The organism is Paenibacillus sp. JT22N1 (assembly GCF_059692155.1).
This window is the reverse complement of the sequence record NZ_JCAUAW010000002.1, coordinates 209,717-234,841: the sequence shown is the minus strand read 5'-3', so window position 1 is coordinate 234,841 and position 25,125 is coordinate 209,717. Positions and strand designations below refer to the sequence as shown.

The window sequence follows — 25,125 nt, the reverse complement described above, 5'->3', positions numbered from 1 at the left end:
AACCATGAGCACGGGCCATTCGGAGCTTCATACGAAGCATGAACAAATTACGAAATATATTGAATCTTTGGCTGTAGGCACCAAGCTGTCCGTTCGGCAAATCGCTCAAGATCTGGATGTGAGTGAGGGAACGGCTTATCGTGCCATCAAGGAAGCGGAAAATATCGGTCTAGTGAGCACCAAACGGCGGATCGGCACGATTCGCATGGAGAAGAAAGAAGAACCTGTCATTGATAAATTAACGTTCGCTGAAATCGTGAATGTGGTGGAAGGCGTTGTGCTGGGTGGTTCTTCGGGTATACATAAGTCCCTGAACAAATTCGTGATTGGCGCGATGCAGCTGGAGGCCATGCTGAAGTATATTGAAGCAGGCAATTTGCTTATTGTGGGCAATCGTGTACAAGCACACATGTGTGCACTAGGTCAGGGCGCTGGCGTTTTGATTACCGGTGGATTTGATACCACGCCAGAAGTAAAAGAGCTTGCTGATGAACTGCAGCTGCCTATTATAGGCAGCTCATTCGATACATTCACGGTTGCTACGATGATTAACCGTGCCATGGAAGATCGCCTCATTAAGAAAAAGATTATGATCGTCGATGACATCGTGCGCAAAGACAGCCCTATTTATTCGCTGTTCGCTGCTAACACGGTCAAAGACATGCAAAAGCTGGTTGAGGAAACGACGCATACTCGGTATCCAGTCATCGATGACAATCAAGTGCCGATTGGCATGATTACGACCAAGGACATCATGGGCGCGAAGCCGAATCAGCTCATTGGCACCTTGATGACTCCTAATCCGTTGATGATTAACTTGAAAACGTCGGTAGCATCAGCTGGACATACCATGGTGTGGGAAGGTATTGAGCTTCTGCCCGTCATCGATACCGATCGCAAAATGATCGGTGTCATTAGCCGTAAGGATGTTATGAAAGCGATGCAGCATATGCAAAGGCAGCCTCAGAACGCAGAAACGTTCGAGGTGCAAATCTATTCGGGGATCGACGAGCTTCGAGATGAGGAAGGCAAGCTGTATTTCCAAGGAACGGTTACACCGCAAATGACGAATTTTGAAGGATTAGTCTCCGAGGGTATACTGACAACGATTATGATTCGTGCGGCTTACCGCACGGTTCAGGAACACAAGAAAGGTGATCTTATTCTGGATAGTTCTTCCAGCTATTTTCTAATCCCGCTGCAAATCGATGACGTCATCGAAATCGTACCCTCCATCGTGGAGATGAGCCGCAGATTTTGCAAGATTGATATGGAAATCAGGACGAACGGCACTAGAGTTGCTAGATCAATGTTTACGGCACGAATCTTATAACAGTAAAAAGGAAGAATAGCCACCTGTTGAGGTGGCTATTTTTGCTTTATAGAAGCATAAGTTTGCACAGAAAATTATATGTATTATTTATCTAATGACAAAGTGCGGGCTGGTTGTCTTTATTTTTCTAAGGGGGAGGAGTCACAGATAATGAATGTATGGATCTTCTACTTAATGCTAGCTTTAGCGCCTTGGGGGAATCTGGGGAATCAGGATGACAATCTAAATCAGGTTTGCTCCAGCATAAATGAAAGCGCAATCATTAGATCGGAAGTTGATACGAAGGTTATTCATTATACCAATCAAGCCATTTTTCTTACCTACCACCATCTGGATGAAAACGAGTCATTTGTGACGATTTCCCCGGCTAAATTTAATCAGCACCTCCAGGTATTAAAAGAAAATCATTATAATGTGATCCCGATCGAGGATTATAGCTGTTTTCTAGAGCATCGAAAGTCAATTCCCCCGAATGCTGTTGTGATTACATTCGATGATGGCTATCGATCTTTTTATGAGAAGGCGTACCCTTTACTGAAAAAGCAAGGGTTCCCGGCAACTAACTTTGTTGTTGTAAGTTATCTGGATTCAGATTATCCGTCTCTCCCCTTTCTGACTTGGAAGCAAACACAGGAGATGAAACACGATGGATTCAGTTTCTATTCTCATTCGTATAACCTTCACCAGAAAAAGAGGGGTGACGGGGTAGGTAACGTCCCTGCTCTGACGAATCGTCTTTTCCTAGAACAGGAAAAACGGTTGGAGACGGAGGAAGAATGGAGAAAAAGAGTACGTGAGGATCTTTGGATGGCCGAAGCCATGTTAAAAACGCAGCTAGACAATAAGCTCTCCATGCTATGTTTCCCTTTTGGGGAGTATAATCAGACCGTTATGGATGACGCGAAAGAAATAGGTTTCCGTTATTTTATCACGACAAAAGAAGGGATTAATTCGGGGGACAGCAGAGAAATAACTCGGTTGAATGTTGGCATGCCCTATATTTCCGCGGATAACTTTCTCAAAAAGCTGCAGAACTATGATCGTAAAAAGTGATAGGAGAGAGGACTTCCGCCAATAGGGGGAGGTCCTTTTTGGGCAGAGTTGTTCTTAACGGAACGAGAAGCCGCTAAAGTGGATGAAATGAGCTAAAAATTGAATTGGGGGAACGAGGGGGCGCTATTTTGGCATTTTTGAGGAAAATAACCAACAAGCGGAACGTGAGAGCCTTATTCGATGAAATTTGTGCTATTCGAAGCTAAAAACAACGAAATAGCGTCTTTACGTTCCTCATTTTCGTGTTTAGAGCATATTTCACGTAAATAGCGTCTGTACGTTCCCTTTATTGGAAGCCTACCATTGCTAGAAGGATGCGTGTATCCATGAAAAAGCTGCCCTTCTAATGAATTTATCATTTTTGAGGACAGCCCTTTCATGTAAATTGTAGATGAGGATATTCCTTATTTACGTGAGGCTATCTTCATCAGCACTACCAGATTGTTCTGTCCGTGCTTCTGCTAATTGTGCATGTGCTTGGTCAAGTTGTTCGTGTGCTTGTTGAACAGCCCTTCTGCGATTATTACTAATCGATTGTGCTTGATTCAGTTCACTTAGTGCATCAGCTACCGCATTATGGGCTTCTATTTCGGCACTTTGTTGTTCGGATTGTTGGTCAGTCATGGTATACATCTCCGATCTATTGTTTTTTTAGGCAAGGTTAATATTGCCACAATTTGACTAAATCATTCGTTATCCGTAACGTATTAATAAATAATGAAAGGTGGTAGATCATATGGGGAAAATTAACAAATTAGGCGGAAGCGGTTTTCATCATGTTGCCATTCGAGCAAGCAACTTCGAAGCAACGGTGAAATTTTACACAGAAGGATTTGGCTTTACGGAAAGATTAAGTTGGGGAGAAGGCGACGGGAGAGCTGTTCTTCTTGATACGGGAGACGGCGATTATCTGGAAGTGTTTGCGGGTGGTGTACCAGGAGCTAAGCCGGAAGGTGCCATTATCCATATGGCGTTTAGAACAGATGATGTCGCAGCGGCGGTGGAAGCAGCACGCGCGGCTGGCGCAGAGATCACGGTCGAGCCCAAAGATGTGGTCGTTAGTCAAAGTCCAGCAACACCTATTCGGATTGCCTTCTGCAAAGGGCCTGATGGCGAAATCATTGAATTCTTTCAAAGCACGGGAGAAAATCAGTTGTAATCTAATCAAAATAAATCCAATGAACAGAGAGCAGTCCACTTTTTCAAACACTGGACTGCTTTTTCATGAGGAACTACCATGTCTTTACACGTTTAATCGCAAATGATAAGATTATAATCATACACGATATATAGTATATGATGAAATTGAGGGGGCTAATCCTGCATGAATGATCTGAAGCTATGGTATACCAGCGCTGCGCTGGACTGGTCGCAAGGGCTTCCAATAGGAAACGGGAGAATAGGCTCCGTTATCTATGGCGGGATCGAGAAGGAAACCTGGAGTATGACGGAAGTCACTTATTGGTCTGGAAAAACGGAGAGGATCGGAAGCCAATCAAGGGGCAAAGCTGATCTTGATCAGATGCGGGAGCATTTCTTCGCAGGGGATTACAAACGCGGGGAAGAGCTAGCTCAGAAGGTACTGCAGCCTAAAAAGCAAAATTTCGGTACGAATTTGCAGATGTGTAATCTAATCCTGAATGTGGAGCATCATGGTGTGGATCTCCAGCGTGTACTAAACCTCGAAAACGCTATCTTTCATACTTCTTACAGCGTAAATGGCAAAAACTTTACCCGGGAAATATTTGCTTCGCACACGAACGATATTGTGGCTTCGCGCTTTTGGAGTGAACAAAAAGGGGGCATTTCATTCACGTTAGGAATAGAAGGTTTAAGTGACAATTTTACGCAACGGTTTGCCGAGGACGCTACGATTACTTTTGAAGGGCAAGCGACGGAAACGATGCATAGTGACGGTACGTGCGGAGTTTTCTGTCAAGGCATGGTCAAAGTGGTGGCACAGGGCGGAACCATTGATGTAGAGGGAGATCAAATTGTCGTAAGAAACGCAAATGAAGCATGTATCTATTTTGCTACTAATACCGATTATGGAAAAAATGATGAAGGCTGGCGGTATGAATCAGGCCGACAATTAGAACATGCTGTAGCTATTGGTTACGCAAAGCTTAAAGAAAATCACATATCCGATTATCATCGCTTGTATGGCCGAGTGAATCTTGACTTAGGTAATTCAGACGCGTCCCGCCTACCTACAGACGAAAGAATCCGTCTTTTGCAGAACGGACACGATAATGATCCGCAATTATTCGCCTTATTTTATCAATATGGCCGCTATTTGACGATTTCCGGTTCACGTGCAGATTCTCCTTTGCCTCTTAATTTACAGGGCATTTGGAATGATGGCGAAGCCAACCGTATGCAGTGGAGCTGCGATTACCATCTGGACATCAACACACAAATGAATTACTTTCCAACAGAAGTCAGCAATTTGGCAGAATGTCATATCCCTTTAATGAATTATTTGGAGATGTTATCGCAAGCGGGCCGAACGACAGCGCATGACTTTTATGGATGCGAAGGTTGGGTTGCACACGTATTTTCGAATGCATGGGGGTTTACGGCTCCAGGCTGGGAAACTTCGTGGGGACTGAACGTTACAGGCGGCTTATGGATTGCAAGCCAGTTGCGAGAGCACTATGAATTTAGCTTAGATCGCGAGTTTTTAGCGAAGCAAGCTTATCCTGTGATGAAAGAAGCCGCCGCCTTTTTCCTCGACTACATGACGCTGCATCCACAATATGGGTGGCTTGTAACAGGGCCTTCTAACTCACCGGAAAATAGCTTCTATATCGAAGACAACGTCCACCAATTGTCGATGGGCTCAACACTCGATCAAGTGTTGGTTCGTGACTTATTCGCCTTTTGCTTGGAGGCTGCCGATACGCTGCAAATGGATTTCGATATGCAAACCAAGCTGAAGCAAGCCATCGATAAGCTGCCACCCCTTCGTATTGGCAACCGGGGACAATTGCAGGAATGGCTGGAAGATTATAAAGAAGCACAGCCCGATCACCGTCACTTATCTCATCTAATCAGCTTATATCCAGGCAACCAAATTACCTTAAGAGGAACACCGGAACTGAGCGCCGCTGCAAGAACCACACTCGAAAATCGGATGTCTAGCGAGACGTTGGAAGATGTGGAGTTCACGGTTGCCTCTTTTGCAGCGAGCTTTGCCCGATTAGATGACGGCGAACATGCCTATAAGCATTTAACCCATTTAATCGGTCAATTGAGCTTCGATAATTTATTAACCTATTCCAAATCGGGAATTGCCGGAGCGGAGAAAAACATATTTGTTGTAGACGGAAATTTTGGAGGGACGGCGGCGATAGCGGAAATGCTGCTGCAAAGTCATGCTGGAGAAATTAATTTACTTCCCGCCCTGCCAAAGAAATGGCATACAGGTAAAGTTTCAGGACTGCGGGCCAAAGGAAATATAGAAGTTGATATCGTCTGGGAGAACGGTGAGTTGATGGAAGCCACTATTCAGGCATTCTCAGCGGGTCAAACATTTCTGCGCTACCGTGAACAAAGCGTTCCGCTCGTTCTAACACCAGATTATGTCTATAGAATCGACAAGCAGTTGAACGTGACTCATAAGGAATAAGGAAAATTGTATGGTCTACGACCCAATTGTACCTATGCGATAATGCCCTGTATCTATATAATCAGTCGTGTAGTAAGCGCTATCATATAGATAAGGTACAGTTTCGCATGGATTGCAATCAGGGGGTAGAAGTATTGAATTCACAAGAACAAGCACGCAAACACGCCATTATTTACGATCGTCCGGCAGCAACCTTTTTCGAAGGAGCATTATTTAGGAAACGGAGGGTTGGAGGCAGTTGTTACGACCCGACCCGATTTTAGGTATAAGTCATTACGAAAATCAGAAAAGACCCGTCTAGGGGTTTTTTTTGTTGAAGAATCGTGCTAACTTGTTAAAGAACGTATTCCGAAACCTCCAAAATGGAAGGGAGAACTGCCAGTGCCCAAGTATTCCAGATTATTTCGAAGGTTTCTGATCTCTTATATCGTTATTTTGATCATCCCCAGCATCGCAGGCTATATGTCATATCGTACTTCGATCACTGTCACGCAATCGATTTCCATTGAGAATAATGTGACGCAGCTTCAAAAGAGCCAAGAGATCCTGGAACGAAGAATGGCCGAAGTTGAAAGTTTTACGAGACAATTAGCTTTAAACCAAGATCTGAGTGTCCTTTTGAACGAAAAATTGGTGGACGATAAAGCAAATGTGTATGGGGTCTGGAAAATAACGAGAGATATTAAGGCCTACAGCCAAACCAATGATTTTTTGAAGCAATTCTATATTTATTTGACTAATTTTAACGTCGTTGTGACGCCAGGCAATGCTTATTTTCGCCCTGAGCATTATTACCAGACATCGCATTACAGCAATCTTTCCTTGGACGAATGGAAAAAAACAGTATTAGAGAAAACGCATAGAAGCGAAATCATGCCGCTGAGCCCGTTTGTGAATAACGGAACGCAAACCTCAGTCATCACCTTTATGCAATCGCTCCCATTAGATAGCTTTAGTGATTCTTCACCAGCCACGGTTGTCACCATTATTGATGAACAAACCATCAACAGTGTATTGTCTGGTTTAAGAGATCCGAACGGTGGTTGGACGCATATTAGCGATGCAGAAGGACATACCATTAGCTTGCAGGGGATCAGTCAACAGGAAATGGATCAATTATCCGCTGATAGCCGCTTCGATAAAGGGAAAGTCAGTCAATTCTATGCAGATGATCTCGTGATAAGGATTCAATCCAAATCAACGGGTTGGGTATACAGCACGGGAATTCCAAAGCACGTTTTAATGGAGAATGCGAATAAAATCAAGTACATCACTTGGTCGGTGACCGGTGTTGCTCTTCTGATTGGGCTTTTTGTTGGTTTTATGCTGTCTTATCGAAATACAGCCCCGATCAATAGGCTGCTTAGTGTGATGAAAGAGCAGTTTGGCAAGGAAGCAACGACAGAGCGCAATGAATATGATTTCTTGCAGGGCAATATATCGAATATCATTACCAACAACAAACGCCTTGAGTCTGAGCTTAATCGGCAGCTGCCATTAATTCGCGATGCCTTTTATAAAAGGTTAATTGCGGGAGAGTTTCAATCGAGGGATGAATTGATATCTGCTGCCGCGCAGGCTGACACTGGGCTTAATATGAATGCCGGTTATACGGGTATTCTGCAAATCAATGGCTACTCCGGCATGGAAAGCGTTGAAATTCTCAACGAACTGAATGCGGCCAGACTCATTCTGAAACAGATTTTAATTGATTCAGGCAGCCACCTGCAAGTTCATATGACGGATTTGGGTTCAGATCGCATCGTAACCCTATTTACGTCAGGGGAAAAAGATGAAGGTGAAGAAGTTGGCAAGGAAGATATCGAGCAGCTCGTGGCTAATCTCGCCAATCTGGCTTTTACCGATTATCGAATTACCATTACTGCAGCACTAAGCGACCCCTTTTCCTCTGTCATGGAGATCAGCCATTCCTATGAACAAGCCAGACAGGCCTTAGAATACGCCGTATATATGAATAGAAAAGGAATCGTTTGGTATAGTGATACACGAGTAGAGAGTAACACGTATTATTATCCAATCGATGTGGAGCTGCGATTAATTAGTACGATTAGGGCTGGCGATGTGGATGAAGCCGAGCGGATCGTCAAGTCGATGATCGAGCAAAATACGGAAAATCGAGAGCTTTCTGTGGAGATGAAGCATCAGTTCATCGGAGAAGTGAAAGGAACGCTGCTTAAATTACTCGACCAGAAGGCTCTCATGGAATCCACTATGTTCGAGAAAATCAAAAATCGGATCATTAGCATCCAGGCCACTGAAGCCATCGAGCTAATTTCGCGTGAAATCAAGGAGATTATCTCAGCCATGTGCGGTCTCATCATGAGTAAAAAGAACGATGCACACATTAAAACTGTGAAGCAAATTAATGAATATATCGCCGAAAAGTATTCAGATCCCGATCTAAACTTATACCGGATAGCTGAGATTGTTGAGCGTCCAGAAAAATACATCTCCCAATTATTTAAAGAGGTAACGGGGACGAATTTATCCGATCATTTGGAAAAAGTTAGAATGGACCATGCTGCAATCTTATTAAAAAGAAACCAACATAATGTGGATGAAATCGCTTCGCATGTCGGCTATAACAGTTCACATTCTTTCCGAAGGGCGTTCAAGCGAGTTATGGGCGTATCGCCAAGCTCGTTCAGACAGTCTCCACAAGAATGAAAATCCTAATCGCTTAGGCGATTAGGATTTTTTCTGTCTTATATGGCTGTAGCGGGAAAAATGGCCGTTCGAATAGGAAAAATGCCCGCTGAATTCGGGTTATTTGTTCGCAAAACGACGCAATTGTACCTATACGGCAACCACAATAGCCCCCTATAATCAGCCATATAGAAAGCGCTATCACGACTTCATGAGGAATTTAGGGGGGAGCATTTTGGAAAAAGGAATTGAAATCGAACGCAGCCGAGTGGCACCAATAGAACGTGGAGGCCTCCTCACAGCAGCGACAAAGAGTTTTAGAAAACACTGGCAATTGTATCTTATCGTGATTCCGCCAGCCTTGTTTTTCCTTATTTTTAAATACTATCCGATGTTAAATGCCGTCCTTGCTTTTAAGGATTACAACGTCACTAAAGGGATATGGGGTAGCCCATGGGTCGGATTCAAACATTTTAAGTTGTTTTTTGATAATCCGATTTTTTGGACGCTAATTAAAAATACGCTCCTCATTAGCGGATATTTGCTAATCGTCGGGTTTCCAATTCCAATTTTGTTAGCCTTAGCTCTTAATGAAATACGCAACGGCAAATTTAAGCGGTTTGTTCAATTGGTTTCGTTTGCTCCTTATTTTATATCTACCGTCGTTATGGTATCCATTATCATGCTTTTTCTAGCCCCACGGCTAGGCTTCGTGAATGTCGCGATGAATCATTTCGGACTGGGATCTATCAATTTTCTCGGAGAACCCGGCATGTTTCGCTCGATCTATGTGTGGTCGGATATTTGGCAGACAGCAGGCTATTCGGCAGTTATCTTTTTAGCTGCGTTAGCGGGAGTCGATCCTTCGCTTTATGAGGCAGCCAAAGTAGATGGCGCTTCAAGGTTTCAGAAAATCCGTCATATCGACTTGCCCGGCATCATGCCAACCATTACGATCGTTTTCATTTTGAATGTAGGGAGTGTCATGTCGCTGGGTTTCGAAAAGATCTATCTGCTGCAAAATCCGCTGAACAAGATAAATTCCGAAGTGATTGCCACTTACGTGTATCAAATAGGTTTATTGAACGCGAACTATAGTTTTGCTACTGCGGTTGGATTGTTTAATTCCGTTATCAATTTACTTCTGCTTGTTGGTGTAAATATGGTAGCAAAGCGATTATCGAATACGAGTATCTGGTAAATAATGGAGGATCCAAACGATGAATACGATGAAAACGACGATCAAAGATTCGGTTGGCGATAAACTATTTTTGATTAGCATCTACGTGATACTGAGCCTCCTATTAGTTGTTGTCTTATATCCGCTAATTTATATTTTTAGCAGCTCGTTCAGCAGTCCATCGGCAGTAACTTCAGGCCGTGTGTGGCTCTGGCCGGTAGAATTTTCCCTTAAGGGATATGCCAGTCTCATAGAGAATCCGAAGATTGTGACAGGCTATGCGAATTCCTTATTTTATACGGCTGCCGGAACGATCATCAGTGTAGCACTTACGATCATGATTGCTTATCCTTTATCACGTAAAACTTTGTTCGGAAGAAATATGCTTATGATGCTAATTACATTCACGTTGTTATTTAGCGGTGGATTGATTCCTACTTACTTGGTTGTGAAGCAGATGGGGCTAATCGATACCAGATGGGCTTTATTGATTCCTAACGCGATATGGGTATGGCAAGTGATTATTGCAAGAACGTTCTTCCAATCCTCGATTCCTGATGAATTAATTGATTCGAGTGAAATAGATGGATGCAGCGATCTCAGGTTTATGTGGAGTGTTGTGGTTCCGTTATCGAAACCGATCATAGCTGTTCTGTTCTTAATGTACGCTGTGGGCCAATGGAACGCATACTTCGATGCCCTTATTTATCTCAAAACCGCCAACCTTTTTCCGCTTCAGCTCATTTTGCGCAGCATTATCATTCTTAACAACAGCTCAAATGCCACAGATGCCTTGAAACAGGTTGAAAGACAGCAATTGGCAGAGCTTTTGAAATATTCACTGATTGTCGTGGCAACGCTTCCAGTACTCGTCATCTACCCGTTTGTGCAGCGTTACTTTGTTCAGGGGATGTTGGTAGGTTCTGTAAAAGGGTAGTGGAAAGAGGGATAACATGTCCGATTGAAGAATTGAAAGGGGTGATTGACGAAAACATAGCGCTAAGGATTAAACGATAAGCAAACTAGTCAATTCAAAAAAGGGAGCGGATTCAATTGAAAAGAAGATCGGTTAGTAGCTTGATTTTCATCTTGATGTTCAGTATGGTTCTTGCCGCATGTTCGAGTAAAGAGGAGACTTCGGCATCGTCAACACCTTCAACTGGAACAGCATCGCCAAGTGCAACACAAGCGGCTAAGCCCGTAGAAATAAGCATCTTTGCTCAACAGGCTAACGACATGGATTTGAAGACGAACCTGTTCACGAAGCATTTGGAAAGCAAATTTAATGCGAAGTTTAAGTTCGAAATCATCCCTTATGACGGTGCCAAGGAAAAGCGGCAAATCTCCTTAGCGAGCGGCGATTATCCTGAGGCATATATGTTAACGGCCTATATCGACCAATTCTCACAAGCTGATCTTCTCAAGTTCGGTAAGCAGGGCGTTCTGCTTCCATTGAATGATTTGATTGATCAGTATGCTCCTAATATTAAAAAGGCGATGGAAAAGGATCCAACGCTCAAAAGCTTCATCACAGCGCCAGATGGAAAAATATACGGTCTTGGCTCCTATACGCAATGTTTCCATTGTTCCTACCCGAATAAAATGTGGATCAACACAAGCTGGTTGAAGAAATTAAACCTCGAAATGCCGAAAACGACCGAAGATTTCAAGAAAGTGCTCCAAGCTTTCAAAAAGAACGATCCGAACGGCAACGGTAAAGCAGATGAAGTTCCGCTTAGCGGATCGATCGAGGATTTCGGTGTGCGTGTCATTCCGTTCCTGATGAACGGCTTCATTTATAATGACGACCGTAATTACCTGAACTTAGTGAACGGTAAAGTGGATACTGCGGCCAATAAGCCGGAATGGAAAGAAGGACTTAGCTATATTAAATCCTTGTACGATGAGGGCTTGATCGATCCAGGTGCGTTTACGCAAAATGCCGAAGCCTTTAAGAAAATTGGCGAGAACGCTGGCGGACAAATCCTAGGTGCAGGCGCGGGCATGCATCCAGCCATCTTCGTTAACATTGATAAAGGAAACAAAAATTCAGCTGATTACAATCCTGTACCTCCGCTAACAGGACCGCATGGTTCATTCGCAACGCATGATGGAGGCGGCTTAATTCCAGGTGCGAAATTCGTTCTTACGAACAAAGCAAGCAAAGAATCACAAATCGCATTGATTAAAATGGTTGATTACATGTTCACGACAGAAGGACAAACGAATGCAGCATCGGGTATGGAAGGCATCGATTGGAGAAAACCGAAAGATGGCGAAGTGGCTCTAGGCAAGGGAGTTACCCCTCAAATTGCAACGATTCCAGCTGTAGATGGGCAGCCTCCTCGTAATGCTGGATGGAGTGGTATGGGACACTTTTACCAACCAAAAGAATACAGAGATAGCTTCGTACAAGGAACGGATGTTTACGACTCAGCGAATTACGAACGCAGACTATACGATGCGACGCTCTTGTATCAAGGACATGAACCGAAGGAACTATTCCCGATGTGGGCGATCTGGATTGATCCAGCACTTACAGACGAAGCAAGCATTCTTCAAACAAACATCAAGAACTATATTGAGCAAAGCGCGCTTCAATTTATTACAGGAAATAAGGACTTGACCAAAGATTGGGATGCCTATGTGAAAGGTCTCGATAACTTGAAAGTGGGCAGATACCTTGAAATTCTGCAAAAGGCTTACGATACTGCAGCAATAAAAAAATAACGATCGATGAAAAAGAGGCCAGGTGTTTGTTCTAGAAATAAAGCACCTGGCTTTTTTTACGAATTTTAACGCTAAAGGGGATGTATGATGTGGGATATATGATTAAGAAAACTAGATTGTGGCTTTTGGTTTTTATATTCTTTATCACTTTGTTTGCTGTCTTTATTCCGAAGGGGCAACTCGTACAAGCAGCTGATAATGGATTAGCGCAAAAACCATACATGGGCTGGAGCAGCTACAGTATGCAAGTGTATCACAGCGGAAATTGGATTACAGCCGCACAGATTATGGCTCAATCTGATGCTATGCATGCGATTCTGCAGCCCCATGGCTACAATTATATCAACGTAGATGCAGCCTGGAATGGGAGCATGGATGAATATGGACGCCCACAACCAAGCACCACTTTGTATCCGAATGGTCTTAGTGAGGTTATCAATCATGTACATAACAATGGGCAAAAGTTTGGCCTCTATTTTATACCGGGGATGTCGCCGGCAGCGTATGACGCCAACTTACCGATTTATGGTACCTCCTGCCATGCACAAGACATCGTGGTACTTCCGTTAACTACGTCGGATTACTGGAATATAGGTTATAAAATTGACTTCTCTAAGCCATGTGCTCAGAGCTATATCAACTCCATTGCCGATCAAATTGCATCTTGGGGTGTAGATTTCGTGAAGTTCGACAGTGTAACCCCGGGCTCCGGACATAATGATACGTCCATTGACGCACGCGGTGATGTCAAAGCTTGGTCCCAGGCACTTGCTCCGCACAACATTTGGTTCGAGCTATCGTGGGCGCTGGATATTAACTACGCTGACACGTGGAAGAAGTACGCGAACGGATGGCGTATTGATTGGGATATTGAATGTTATTGTGGAACAGCGGGATTAACTAATTGGGCTAATATCGCAAGGTTATTTCCGCGAGCTGGAGAGTGGTGGCGCCACGCAGGTCCGGGCGGATGGAATAATTTCGATTCCTTGAATATCGGTAACGGCGCCATGGATGGCATTACACCGGATGAGCGGCAGACAGCTATGACTTTCTGGGCTATCTCGTCGGCCCAATTATATACTGGCAATGACTTAACTAACCTGGACGAGTTCGGCATTAAGCTGTTGACGAACGATGAGGCAATCGCCGTCAATCAGGCCGGTAAGCCGGCACATCCCGTATCTCTCGCATCCGAGCAGCAGGTATGGTATGCGAACAACGGTGATGGAACCTATACTGTTGGACTGTTTAACCTGGGAAGCTCGAACGCGACGGTTAATGTCAATTGGAGCGATATCGGTTTAAGCGGTGCTGCCTCTGTTCGGGATCTATGGAGTCATAGCGAACTGGGCGTATTTAGCTCCAGCTTCAGTTCGGTGGATTTAGCTCCTCATGCTTCTCGTTTGTTGAAGGTTACATCGCAAGGAGGCGTTTCCTCCATCAATGATGATGACACGGGAATTTCCTACACGGGCGATTGGCAGCGTAACAGCAACAGGGGACTGGGTGCCACTCAGAATCTTGCGATCACCGTAATCGACTCATTGGCACAGAACAGCACCATCAGCCCGTCTACCGGGAGCTTTGATAAAAATGTAACCGCTCAGACCGATATAACGACAACGATGACGTTGAATGGAAACACGCTAAGTGGTATATCGAATGACGGTGTAGACTTGGTGCTAGGCACCGACTATATGGTTTCAGGCAACTCGGTCACGATCAAGAAAGATTACCTTGCTGCTCAACCAGTCGGAACTACGCAGCTTACTTTCACTTTCAGTGCCGGAGCTAGACCGATTCTGGACATTGCAGTGAGCGACACGTCGCCTAAGAACAGCACGATCCTTCCATCGACTAGGAATTTTGACAAAACGCTACAGGCAGATGTAACGACAACGATGACACTGGACGGTAATCAGTTGAGCACTATAACGAGTGGTGGAACACCGCTTGTAGTAGGCACCGACTTTACCGTATCAGGCGACACGTTAACGATTAAGAAGGAATACCTAGCCACACAACCACTAGGGACAACGAACCTGGTTATTTCCTTCAGCGCCGGAAATCCGCAGACGCTTGCTATTGTTGTAAGCAACACCTCTCAAGGCGGTTCAATTGCCATCAATAACGACGATTCGGGGATTACGTATTCGGCCGCTTGGCAGCGAAGCACGAATCGAGGGCTTGGCGATTATTTGAATGATGTACATTTCACCGAGAGGAATAACGAATACTTTGAATATGCTTTTACCGGAACGGGCATTGAGGTGATTACAGAAATGGATTCATCTCAAGGAGATATAGATGTATACGTGGATGGTGTATTTAAACAAACGATTAGCACGTATAATTCGAATCGATTAGTCCAACAACCCGTCTACGGAATTTCAGGACTACCGAGCGGTACTCATACGATTAAGGCAGTGAAGAAATCAGGGTCTTATATGCTGTTGGATAAATTGAGCGTGACTCCATCAGCTGCGGGCAGCACAGTTACGGGAAGTGTGTATAGACAGGTGTCGGCACAATCGGTTCAAGTAGTACCATCTATTCCGTCAATCCAGTTGACTCCGTCGGCAGCGTCGGAAATGACCGTACAAACGGCTCCTGCATCTAATGGCGCCACGGCTAGCATCAATGATGACAATGCTGCGATTCATTATTCTGGATCATGGGGATATAGCAATAATCGAGTATTCGGAGATTATCAGAACGATGTTCATTACACCGAGACGAACAATGACTATTTTGAATATGTCTTCAAAGGAACGGGCATTGCGTTGATCACTGAGAAGGATACTTCGCAGGGCGATATTGATATTTATATTGATGATGTATTCAAGGAAACCGTGAGTACTTATCATGCTAGTCGACTTGCACAGCAAACGGTGTACAGCATTGCCGGATTGCCGAGTGGTTCTCATACGCTTAAAGTTATGAAAAAATCGGGATCCTATATGCTGCTGGATAAATTAACGATACTTGTAGGTGATCTGATGAGTCCTGATACAGGAAGTTTTGACAAAAAGATAGCTGCACAGGCAGATGTGAGTACAACGTTGTCACTGGGTGAGTATGTACTTGATCGAATTGACAATGGCCGTACTACACTAGTGCCAGGCACCGATTACACATTAGTTGGCAATACGTTAACGATCAAGAAAGCATACCTTGCAGCGCAGCCGGTGGGAACTACGAATCTGACGTTCGTCTTCAGTGGGGATTATCACAATGACGTGCATTTTACTGAAACTAATAACGATTATTTCGAATACACCTTTAAAGGAACCGGAATTGAAGTTATTACGGAAAAAGATGCTTCACAGGGTGAAATCGACGTTTTCGTTGATAATGTATTCAAACAAACGGTGAATACGTATAATGCAACGCGGTTAGTCCAACAAACGGTGTACAGTACTTCCGGTCTTTCAAACAGCTTGCACACGATCAAAGTCATGAAAAAATCAGGAAGCTATATGCTGCTGGATAAATTAAGCTTTACGGTTGCGCAGGTACCGTCAACTGCTTCCGTAACGACTGGTGTCTCAAAAGTCAAGAATACAAGTGCAACAATTGCTGGGAAAGTAACGGCTGACGGAGGTACTGCTGTTACATCGCGAGGAATTGTGTATTCAACAGCACCAACTCCTACAATAACCGGCTCCGGATCAACCAAAGTTACCCTTGGCTCTGGATTAGGCGAGTTTAGTGAGAAAATAAAGAAATTGAAACCAAATACGACGTATTACGCCAGAGCTTACGCGACCAACTCGGCGGGAACGAGCTATGGGGCTGAAATTACATTTACAACAAGTAAGAAATCGGAGAATCAGGATGAACATGGAGATGATGATCAGGATGATCACGAGGGAACAGATTCTCTAAGAGTTACGCCATAGGCATCTGAGATGGGGCTGTCCCATAAGTAGATAAAATCTACTCGAGGACAGCTCCTTTTTTCGTGTGGAGCACGGCGTCCGAATTCACCGCTAAGTTCGTCTGCGTCGAGTTTTCTTCGTCAGCCATTTAAATCAAAGATTCATACATCCCCAATAGGGGGAGGTCCTTTTGGGGCGGAGTTATTCTTAACGGAACGACAAGCCGCTAAAGTGGATGAAATGTGCTAAAAATTGAATTAGCGGAACGTGAGGGCGTTAATCGATAGAAATTGTGCTATTCGAAGCTAAAAACAACGGATTAGCGTCACTACGTTCCCTTTAGTGTAAGCCTATCACTGGTAGGTGGATGCATGTATCCATGAAGAAGATACCCCTCTTATATATTTATCATTTTTGGGACAGCCCCATTTATTATTTGATAACCCTCAATCATACATGATATATTGAGTATAAAAAGGGTGAGGGTATCATATGGGAAGTAAAATTAGTCGGGTTAACTTAACCGAAGAAATTTATCGGATTGTCAAAGAAGACATTTTAACTCATAAATTGAAATCTGGTGAAAAAATTAACATTGATCAATTAGCGCGCGCTTTAGAAGTAAGCAACATTCCGATTCGTGAGGCCCTCTCCAGATTGCAATCGGAAGGGTATCTGAATGTCATTCCTTTTAAAGGAATGTTCGTTAATATGATGAGTGTCAAAGAGTTGGACGAATTATTTGAAATTAGACTGCAGCTTGAACCACTTGCCGTTGAAAAGGCCGCCCTTCTTATACCAGATGATTTACTGGAGCAGTTGCAAGAAACCATGGATGCCCTTCAAACTCAGAAATCACCGAGATCTACTAACGGTTTGGGGACAATTAAGGAAATGAATATGTCTTTACATGGTACTATTCTTGCCTATTGCGAGAATACCAATTTGCAGAATTTAGTCAGGGGTTATATTGAACAGATTCAAAGATATTTAACCTACATCCAATTAAATTTAGATATAAATACCACGAATGAGGAATGGTCGGAACATAATGCAATCTTACAGAAATTAAAGCAGCGAGATCCCAAAGGCGCCTCGGATGCCATGTCCAAGCATATTGAAAATTCCCGCATAAGGACGAATGCTCACTTTATGAAAGCAGGTAGTAACTAGTCGAATTTTATCACGGGGATTGCTTTAACGCTTGATTGCGGTACGTCTTTAGGATACTGACAAAGAGGTATTGTGGCAATCCTCTACGACAATTATCATGCACGATATATGATGCAAAGGAGCGTTGAGATGACTCCAATCGAAGGAAAGGAATCACAGTTGACTGGCAGTAAAAGAATCGTTTTTCTTGGGGACAGTATTACAGATGAAGGGACGTTTATTACTTATTTGGATACTTATTTTGGGCAGCATATGCCCGACATTCCTCTTACATTCATCAACCTTGGCATAAGCAGTGAGACTGCCTCTGGATTAACCGAGACTGACCATCCATTTCCACGGCCCTGTATCCATGATCGATTAGGAAGGGCACTTCAAGAAAGTAAGCCGGATTGGGTTGTTGTGGGATATGGAATGAATGATGGCATCTATGCGCCATTTTCTAAAGAACGGTTTCTAGCTTATCAAAATGGCATACTTAAAGCCATTCGGATGATCCATCAAAGTGGGGCAAAAGCCATCGTCATGACGCCTCCGCCCTTTGATCCCGAATCAATGAACGCTAATGTTCTTTTGCCCGATGGTCAGAAAGACTACAGCTACAAGAATCCATATGCACGCTACAATGATGTCATTAGATACTATGCGAATTGGCTGCTAACGCTGGATTCAACTGCTGATGAAGTCGTGAATATCTACGACCCACTTCTTCAGCATAGAGAACAAGAACGCGAAATGAACCCCGGCTATCGTTCCGGTGACGGTATTCATCCCAACTCAGATGGTCATTGGATGATGGCTAAAACGCTTTTAAGTCGTTTATTTCATATTACTTTGGAACAGATGCCAGATTTCGTAGAACAAACCGATAAATCGCAATTATTTCAATTGATTTTGCAGCGTCAACAGTTATTAGGCTCAGCTTGGAAAGAACATGTAGGTCATACCAATCCTAATAAAAAGGAAGCTTTGCCACTGGAATTAGCCTCGAGAAGAGGCGAAGAGATCACCAAGCAAATTCGGATGATCTCAACGAAGTTCCAATAAAATCATTCCTGATGGTGACGACCATCGTCTACAAATAGGTGTCTTTAATGGTATAGCTTCGCTTTTGCAAATGAATTAACTGGCGCAGGCAGGCCATAATGATCACGAAGCGTAGTACCTGTATAGGCAGTACGGAACAACCCTCTCCGCTGCAGCTCTGGTACGACTTGCTCGAGAAAATCATCCAATCCGCCGTTCATTAGCTGAGGCATGATATTGAATCCATCGGCTGCCTGACCGACAAACCAAGCCTCCAGTTCATCGGCAACTTGCTTCGACGTCCCTGCGATCGTCTTATGCCCGCGTCCTCCCGCTAGTTTGAGCAGCAGCTGTCTGATCGTTAACTTCTCTCTGCCAGCCAGCTCTTTGATCAAATGTGTACGGCTTTGGTGACCGGCGATTTCGTTAGAATCAGGAAGTTCCGGTAGTGGTCCGTCCAGAGGATAGGCAGTAAGATCGAAGCCAATTCGATTCGACAGTTGGAGAAGGCTGTACGTTGGATTCGTCAGTTCGTGGAGTTCGGCTTCTTTCTCTTTGGCCTCGGTTTCCGATTTACCGATAATGGGGCAGATACCGGGCAAAATTTTCACGAACGCTGGGTCTCGTCCGTATAGTAGGACACGCTTTTTAACATCAGCATAGAATGCCTGTGCATCTTCTAGCGTTTGTTGAGCCGTGAAGATAGCCTCTGCCCACTCGGCAGCAAAATCCCTGCCGTCTTCGGAGGAGCCTGCTTGCACAAGAATCGGACGTCCTTGGGGCGAACGTGCTATATTCAGAGGGCCGCGAACCGAGAAGAATTTTCCTTTATGATTCAGCTCATGTACTTTGCCTTTGTCGGCATAAATCCCAGTCTTTTGATCTCGAATCAGCGCCTCATCTTCCCAACTATCCCAAAGCTTTGTCGTGACTTCGACAAATTCCTTGGCACGTTCATAGCGTTCATGGTGTTGGGATATACGATCCCGATTAAAGTTTTGGGCTTCACTATCCGTACCTGACGTGATGATGTTCCAGCCCGCTCGGCCGTTGCTTAGATGATCCAATGATGCAAAGCGGCGTGCCACGTTATATGGTTCGTTAAAACTTGTAGATACGGTGGCTATTAATCCGATTTGTTTCGTCACAACGGCAAGAGCAGAAAGTAGTGTATGAGGCTCTAATCCGCCAAGTGCACCATATTGAACCGCTGTTGGAGAGGTTGCATAGCGGTCAGCGAGGAAAAGTGAATCCAGCTTCGCGGCCTCAGCTTTACGTGCGAGCTCCTGATAATGAGTGAAGTCATGGACTCCACTCAGGTTAGAATTTGGATGCCGCCAAGCGGCTTCATGATGTCCCATGCTCGCAAGGAATAGGTTTAAGTGAAGCTGACGTGTATTCTTTTTCATACTGTACACCCCTTACTAAATATGAAAATAAAAGAAGACTCCACATGCATGCCAGGTGATTAACGCTGGCGGCAAGGGAGCCTTTGGTGGACCAATAGGCTTTATGAGCTGTTGCAGTCATGTTAGCAGGTTTAATCCGATTATACAAGTAGGCAAAGTAAGTTAATCGTGTTTACGTTTGGAAAATGAAGTTGACCAATTTGAAGATCAAGTGATATGATCGCCATATATCCAAGTCATACGACTGTATGACATTAAAATTTCAAGTCAACCGGACAGCTGGAGACTTCCACCTCATTCTTTTGAAACGAGTAGGGAGTCTTTTTTGTCTTTATTATCGATGTTGGCTAAAGGAGATGTTGATATGAGTATTGGACAAAGAAGGTTAGGGAGAACGGGTTTGAAAGTATCGGAAGTGAGCCTTGGCACGATGGCTTTCGGTCGATGGATCGACCAGGCAGCGTCTGCTGATGTACTGGACACGGCACTTGAATCAGGTATTACGCTGATCGATACAGCTGATGTTTATGGTTCGGGCATGGATAAGGGTAATCCGCTTGAAACCGGTGAATCAGAGACGATTCTTGGCAATCTGCTTGGCGCGCGCAGGCACCAGATCGTGCTCGCAACCAAAGTACATGGACGAGTCGGACTTGGACCTAATGATGCAGGTCAAAGTAGATATCACATTCAGCGCGCGGTGGAAAACAGTCTGAAAAGGTTGCAAACAGACTATATTGATTTGTATCAGGTGCATCGATTCGATGAAGAGACACCGCTTGAAGAAACGCTTCGCGCGCTAGACGATCTTGTTCGGCAGGGGAAAGTGAGATACATCGGAGCATCGAATTATGCTGCTTGGCAAATTGCCAAGGCTCACGGCATCTCTGCACAGCTAAGGCTTGAACGCTTCGAGAGTGTACAGCCTGAATACAGCATTATCGCTCGCGGTATCGAACAGGAGTTACTGCCCTTTGCAGTGTCTGAAGGGGTTGGTGTTATTGTTTATAGTCCACTGGGGCGCGGGCTGCTGACAGGAAAGTATAATTACGGCGGGCAGCCGCCAGTTGGAACTCGCGGCGCAGCCGGTGAGCAGCGGCTCAAGACGCTGCTAGAACAGGAACGTAATTTCCACATCGTGGAGCAATTAAAGCCAGTCGCGGAGCGCAGAGGCTGGACACTCGCTCAGCTTGCGCTGAATTGGGTTCTGAGTAAACAAGGAATCACATCAGCGATTTTGGGGGTTTCCAAGCCGCAACATATTACGGAGGCTCTGCCTGTCATCGGTGAAAAGCTTAGCTTGGATGAGTTGCAAGAGATTGATACGATAACGAGCGGCGTTCAATTCGAGCTAGTTGGGAGATAGGATCAGGTAGCTATCCCAGTAAGACGTGTATCTCAATGGAGCACGTCTTTTTTCATGTATGACGGCGGTGACCTGAAGTGATTTGGAAATAAATTAGTCCAGCAGCCTTTGTGCTCGTTGAGAGCCAGCGTGTTTTTCCTGAAATTCACCTGGCGGCATGTTATAGTGCTGTTTAAATACGTGGGAGAAATGTTTGACGCTGACGTAGCCGACTTTATCAGAAACATCATATACTTTTTCCGGAGGAACAGCTTTCAGCAGCTTGGCGGCTTGCTCCATTCGAACGCGTGTCAGAAATTTGATGTATGATTCCTGCACGGTTTTATGGAAGATTTGGCTTAAATATCCGGAAGAAATACCTAGTTTCTCAGCTAATAGGGCTAAGCTCAATGGCTCGGAGTAATGGGCGTAGATATAAGCTTTGACGCGGCTGACAATATCCTGTTCATTGACTGGGTTCGGTTCCTCCGTTCTTCCTGAGGCAAAAAAACCAAGTGTTTCGCGGAATAAGATAAGAGTGGATTCAACAGTCCATTCCACACTCGTTGGTTGACAACTCTTCTGGAGATGCTGGAGTGCTCTCTCCAAGATTTCTCCTCGATGTTCATTCGTTCCTTTGACAAGTCTTCGTATTAAATAAATGCCAAATTTAAGTATGCGGGATATGCTGAAGGCCTCCATTTTGTCGACATACTGATTAATCGCCATAGAGTAAACGATTTCGTTATGATCCAGTAAAGCGAATTGGATGGAGGACAGCGTATGGTCAAGTAGGGTAAGGCGCTGCTGCTCGCCATTGAGAGCAAGCTCATCAAATAGAGTTGACTCCTCAGCAAAAAGGCGATAGTGAAGATTCTTGCTGGCGATTTGGTAAGAGGTTTGCAGTTGAAATAACTCGGACTCAAAGGAACCTAGTGCGCCAGATACGGTGACTCCTGTATTCTTCAGCATCACAGAGGATACTCTCTCATACAGAAACTTACATTTTTTCTTGATGTGATTCTTGTCTTCACCGGTCATTAGGACGCAAGTGTTCTGCTCTTCATCCAAGAATACATATCCCATTCCGCCGTCTTCCTCGGATAATTCGCTTGCGATTTGATTCAGAATAAATCGGAAAATCGATATATCGCTGTAGGGAATGCCTTTCTGTGCAAGTTGATCCTCGTCCAAATCAAGCACCATAATAATGCCTTCGGTTTCAATCAATTGCACCTTCATGCGAAATACAAGCGGATACAGCGCTTTAATCTCCACGCTGCTATCGCATACCAATGCTCTCAAAAATTGCTTCACCACTTGGTTTTGACTATCTTTGCTGACGTTCTTCATAGCCCGAAAGGCAAGCTCCTCACGGGATATCCGCTCCAATTGATCGGTAATCTGCTTGATCACCTCGATCAGCTCATCTTTGACCACCGGCTTTAGCAAGTAACTATGAACACCATACCGGATCGCCTCCTGCGCCATAGAGAATTCGTCAAAACCGGAGAGAATCAATATGATCGGTGGATTCTCCGATTGGGATAATCTGCGGCATAGCTCTATCCCGTCAACAACAGGCATTTTGATATCGGTAATAACGAGATCGACCCGCTGATCCTGCAGCTTTTCCCAAGCTTCTTGACCGTCCATGGCCTCGTCGGCCACTTCCCAATCGAGATGATGTTGGCTAACATGCAGCTTCAAATATTCACGTACCAACGGTTCATCGTCAACGATCATGAGTTTATACATTGCAGCTGCTCCTCTCCGGCCCATAACGGGGCAAATTGATCCGTACAGTTGTTCCTTCATTTAGCACGCTGTCCACGGTTATCCCGTAATCGGAACCATATTTTAGCTTAATTCGCTTATTCACATTGATAAGACCAATACCTAGACCATTACGAACCGGTTCTCCGGGTAAAAGCTCCTCCATCTCTAATCGCTCCAGCTTAAGGCGGAGCTGAGCCAATTTCTCAGGACTCATTCCTTTCCCGGTATCTTGAATGGTGAAGAGTAACTCTTCTTCCTTCGTATCACTGAATACCCTCAGGGTTGTTCTCTCGCGCTGCGTTTCACATCCGTGGATGACTGCATTCTCTACAATCGGTTGAAAGAGCAGGGCAGGGATGAGCAGATCATAGAGCTCAGAGTCAATCTGGATCGAATAGTCGAGTCTTCCTTCATAACGGCTGCTTTGGATGGTCAGATAAGCTTGAAGAAGCTCAATCTCACGCTGAAGCGGGATTTCTTTGTCCCACATGGTGATGCTGCGCATCAAATTGCTTAATTTGTGGATATGATCTATGGCTTTTTCATGCTTGCCTGTCTGCATCAACATCGATATCATGTTCAACGTATTGAAAATAAAATGAGGCCTGATCTGATTATATAAAGCTTGAACCTGCGCTTCTTTTTGCAACAGTTCCGTTTCGTACACTTTTTTGACGAGCTGTGTATTCTCTTCCAACATCTCGCTTATTCTGGAGACTAGTCGATTAAATGAGGTGCCTAAGTATCCGATTTCATCTCTTCTTAAGTCGGGAAAACGAACAGATAAATTGCTTTGCTCTACTTCTTTCATCAAATGTACAATAGTTAAGAGCGGCGCCAGAAGCTTGCGGATAAACCAATATAGCAAAATAAATGCAAGCACTGAACAAGCAAGTGCCATCCAAAAGCCGAAATTCCTAGTTTCTTTGGCCTTATGATTTAACTCTGTCAACGAGCTGATAGCAAGAATTGTCCAATTCGACCTAGGAAGGGGCGTAGAATTCAGCAGATAAGGGGTGTTGTTATCCTGAACGGATAACATGTTCTTACCGCTTTTTTGTATAGCTTCATAAAACTTCTGGGCATTCAAATGATTCGTATTGCCATAAATCACATTGCGTTTCTCATCAATAATAAACAAGCCTCCGTCAGCACCCAAGTTGACTTTATCGCAGATAATTTCAATGCCTTTGTAATTCGCATCGACTTTAATAACGCCAAGTATTTTCTCTGTGTTGCGTGTACTTCTAAGCTGTTTGACGATGGAGAATACTTTGGGGCCCTGGTTTTTCACCATCTGCTGGGTATGCGTCGGCACGAAAATGGAATCCTGCGTAATCATTGCTTGCTTATACCAGTCGAATTCTTGAAAACGGCTTTTTGTATCCACGCTGATAGGAATTCTTCCGCTGGTATACACATCATCCGTTAAAATAAACACACGATTAATATCTTTGCGGGGATAAATCATCATTTCTTCCAAATATCCCTCGATCGTGCGGCGTTTCTGTAGAAGGTCATAATCGGAGTTCTTCGGATCATCTTCTATAGCTTTCATAACACTATCATTCATATATGGAGACAAGGAAAGCCGAAATAGATCGTCAAGGTACGTATCGATATTATAAGAGACCTGCTCAATAATTTGCCCAACTCTATCGGAGGACTGCGCTTCAAAATCCTTCGTATATCTGGAATATGAAAGGATCGATTCCAAGTAAACGGATCCGAGAATGAATAGCGCGGAGAAGACAAGCAGTTTTTTCTTGATGCTCCACTCACGGTAATTTTTCCAACGATACATATATAATCTCCCCCTGAACTCAGTGTAAATGCTGAAATAGAAGAGGGCAATCTGTTTTTGAACGATCTGTAAAAATCGTACCTTGATATAAAAAATGCGGTGTATCTCGTC

16 protein-coding genes are annotated in these 25,125 nt (G+C 44.2%); 12 read left to right on the top strand and 4 right to left on the bottom strand.

Translation table 11 applies throughout. The features are described 5' to 3' along the window. Positions 1–4: 4 nt before the first annotated feature. Together AC58UU_RS04845 and AC58UU_RS04840 are read left to right on the top strand one after the other, a co-directional pair. On the top strand, positions 5–1,333 hold the full coding sequence (locus AC58UU_RS04845; protein WP_497313506.1) for a DRTGG domain-containing protein: 1,329 nt from the start codon (positions 5–7) through the stop codon (positions 1,331–1,333). Between the two features lie 150 nt (positions 1,334–1,483). After that, positions 1,484–2,386 (top strand): polysaccharide deacetylase family protein, encoded by a 903-nt coding sequence (locus tag AC58UU_RS04840; protein ID WP_497313504.1) that lies wholly within the window; start codon positions 1,484–1,486, stop codon positions 2,384–2,386. A 408-nt stretch (positions 2,387–2,794) separates the two neighbouring features. Here AC58UU_RS04840 and AC58UU_RS04835 read toward each other — a convergent pair whose 3' ends face one another. Beyond that, positions 2,795–3,010, bottom strand: coding sequence for a hypothetical protein (locus tag AC58UU_RS04835; RefSeq protein WP_497313502.1), 216 nt, complete (start codon positions 3,008–3,010; stop codon positions 2,795–2,797). A 112-nt stretch (positions 3,011–3,122) separates the two neighbouring features. Between AC58UU_RS04835 and AC58UU_RS04830 the strand changes: the two genes are divergently transcribed. The 9 genes from AC58UU_RS04830 to AC58UU_RS04790 all read left to right on the top strand — a co-directional run bounded on the left by AC58UU_RS04830 (position 3,123) and on the right by AC58UU_RS04790 (position 18,698). Beyond that, positions 3,123–3,545, top strand: a complete 423-nt coding sequence (locus tag AC58UU_RS04830) for a VOC family protein (protein WP_497313500.1) — start codon at positions 3,123–3,125, stop codon at positions 3,543–3,545. Between the two features lie 165 nt (positions 3,546–3,710). Then, positions 3,711–6,017, top strand: a complete 2,307-nt coding sequence (locus AC58UU_RS04825; RefSeq protein WP_497313498.1) for a glycoside hydrolase family 95 protein — start codon at positions 3,711–3,713, stop codon at positions 6,015–6,017. A 381-nt stretch (positions 6,018–6,398) separates the two neighbouring features. Further along, the gene (locus AC58UU_RS04820) at positions 6,399–8,705 is read left to right on the top strand and encodes a helix-turn-helix domain-containing protein (RefSeq protein WP_497313496.1); all 2,307 of its coding nucleotides are present in this window, start codon (positions 6,399–6,401) and stop codon (positions 8,703–8,705) included. Positions 8,706–9,030: 325 nt separating this feature from the next. Then, positions 9,031–9,885 (top strand): ABC transporter permease, encoded by an 855-nt coding sequence (locus AC58UU_RS04815; RefSeq protein ID WP_497313999.1) that lies wholly within the window; start codon positions 9,031–9,033, stop codon positions 9,883–9,885. 19 nt (positions 9,886–9,904) lie between these two features. Continuing rightward, positions 9,905–10,801, top strand: a complete 897-nt coding sequence (locus AC58UU_RS04810; protein WP_497313494.1) for a carbohydrate ABC transporter permease — start codon at positions 9,905–9,907, stop codon at positions 10,799–10,801. A gap of 164 nt (positions 10,802–10,965) precedes the next feature. Beyond that, the gene (locus AC58UU_RS04805) at positions 10,966–12,594 is read left to right on the top strand and encodes an extracellular solute-binding protein (RefSeq protein WP_497313997.1); all 1,629 of its coding nucleotides are present in this window, start codon (positions 10,966–10,968) and stop codon (positions 12,592–12,594) included. A 98-nt stretch (positions 12,595–12,692) separates the two neighbouring features. Then, positions 12,693–16,499 (top strand): X2-like carbohydrate binding domain-containing protein, encoded by a 3,807-nt coding sequence (locus AC58UU_RS04800; RefSeq protein ID WP_497313995.1) that lies wholly within the window; start codon positions 12,693–12,695, stop codon positions 16,497–16,499. 471 nt (positions 16,500–16,970) lie between these two features. Further along, the gene (locus tag AC58UU_RS04795) at positions 16,971–17,651 is read left to right on the top strand and encodes a GntR family transcriptional regulator (protein ID WP_497313492.1); all 681 of its coding nucleotides are present in this window, start codon (positions 16,971–16,973) and stop codon (positions 17,649–17,651) included. A 129-nt stretch (positions 17,652–17,780) separates the two neighbouring features. Then, positions 17,781–18,698 (top strand): SGNH/GDSL hydrolase family protein, encoded by a 918-nt coding sequence (locus AC58UU_RS04790; RefSeq protein ID WP_497313490.1) that lies wholly within the window; start codon positions 17,781–17,783, stop codon positions 18,696–18,698. A 44-nt stretch (positions 18,699–18,742) separates the two neighbouring features. Here the strand turns inward: AC58UU_RS04790 and AC58UU_RS04785 are convergent, their stop codons facing one another. Further along, on the bottom strand, positions 18,743–20,086 hold the full coding sequence (locus tag AC58UU_RS04785; protein WP_497313488.1) for an LLM class flavin-dependent oxidoreductase: 1,344 nt from the start codon (positions 20,084–20,086) through the stop codon (positions 18,743–18,745). Between the two features lie 364 nt (positions 20,087–20,450). Between AC58UU_RS04785 and AC58UU_RS04780 the strand changes: the two genes are divergently transcribed. Further along, positions 20,451–21,452, top strand: coding sequence for an aldo/keto reductase (locus AC58UU_RS04780; protein WP_497313486.1), 1,002 nt, complete (start codon positions 20,451–20,453; stop codon positions 21,450–21,452). Between the two features lie 93 nt (positions 21,453–21,545). On the opposite strand, the gene AC58UU_RS04775 is transcribed toward AC58UU_RS04780, so the two are convergent. Both AC58UU_RS04775 and AC58UU_RS04770 read right to left on the bottom strand, forming a co-directional pair. Then, a complete protein-coding gene (locus tag AC58UU_RS04775; protein WP_497313484.1) occupies positions 21,546–23,189 on the bottom strand; it encodes a response regulator transcription factor in 1,644 nt (547 codons plus the stop codon). Beyond that, entirely contained in the window at positions 23,182–25,014 is a 1,833-nt protein-coding gene (locus AC58UU_RS04770) for a sensor histidine kinase (RefSeq protein WP_497313482.1), read from the bottom strand. Before AC58UU_RS04770 ends, AC58UU_RS04775 begins: the two co-directional genes overlap by 8 nt. Positions 25,015–25,125: the final 111 nt, after the last annotated feature.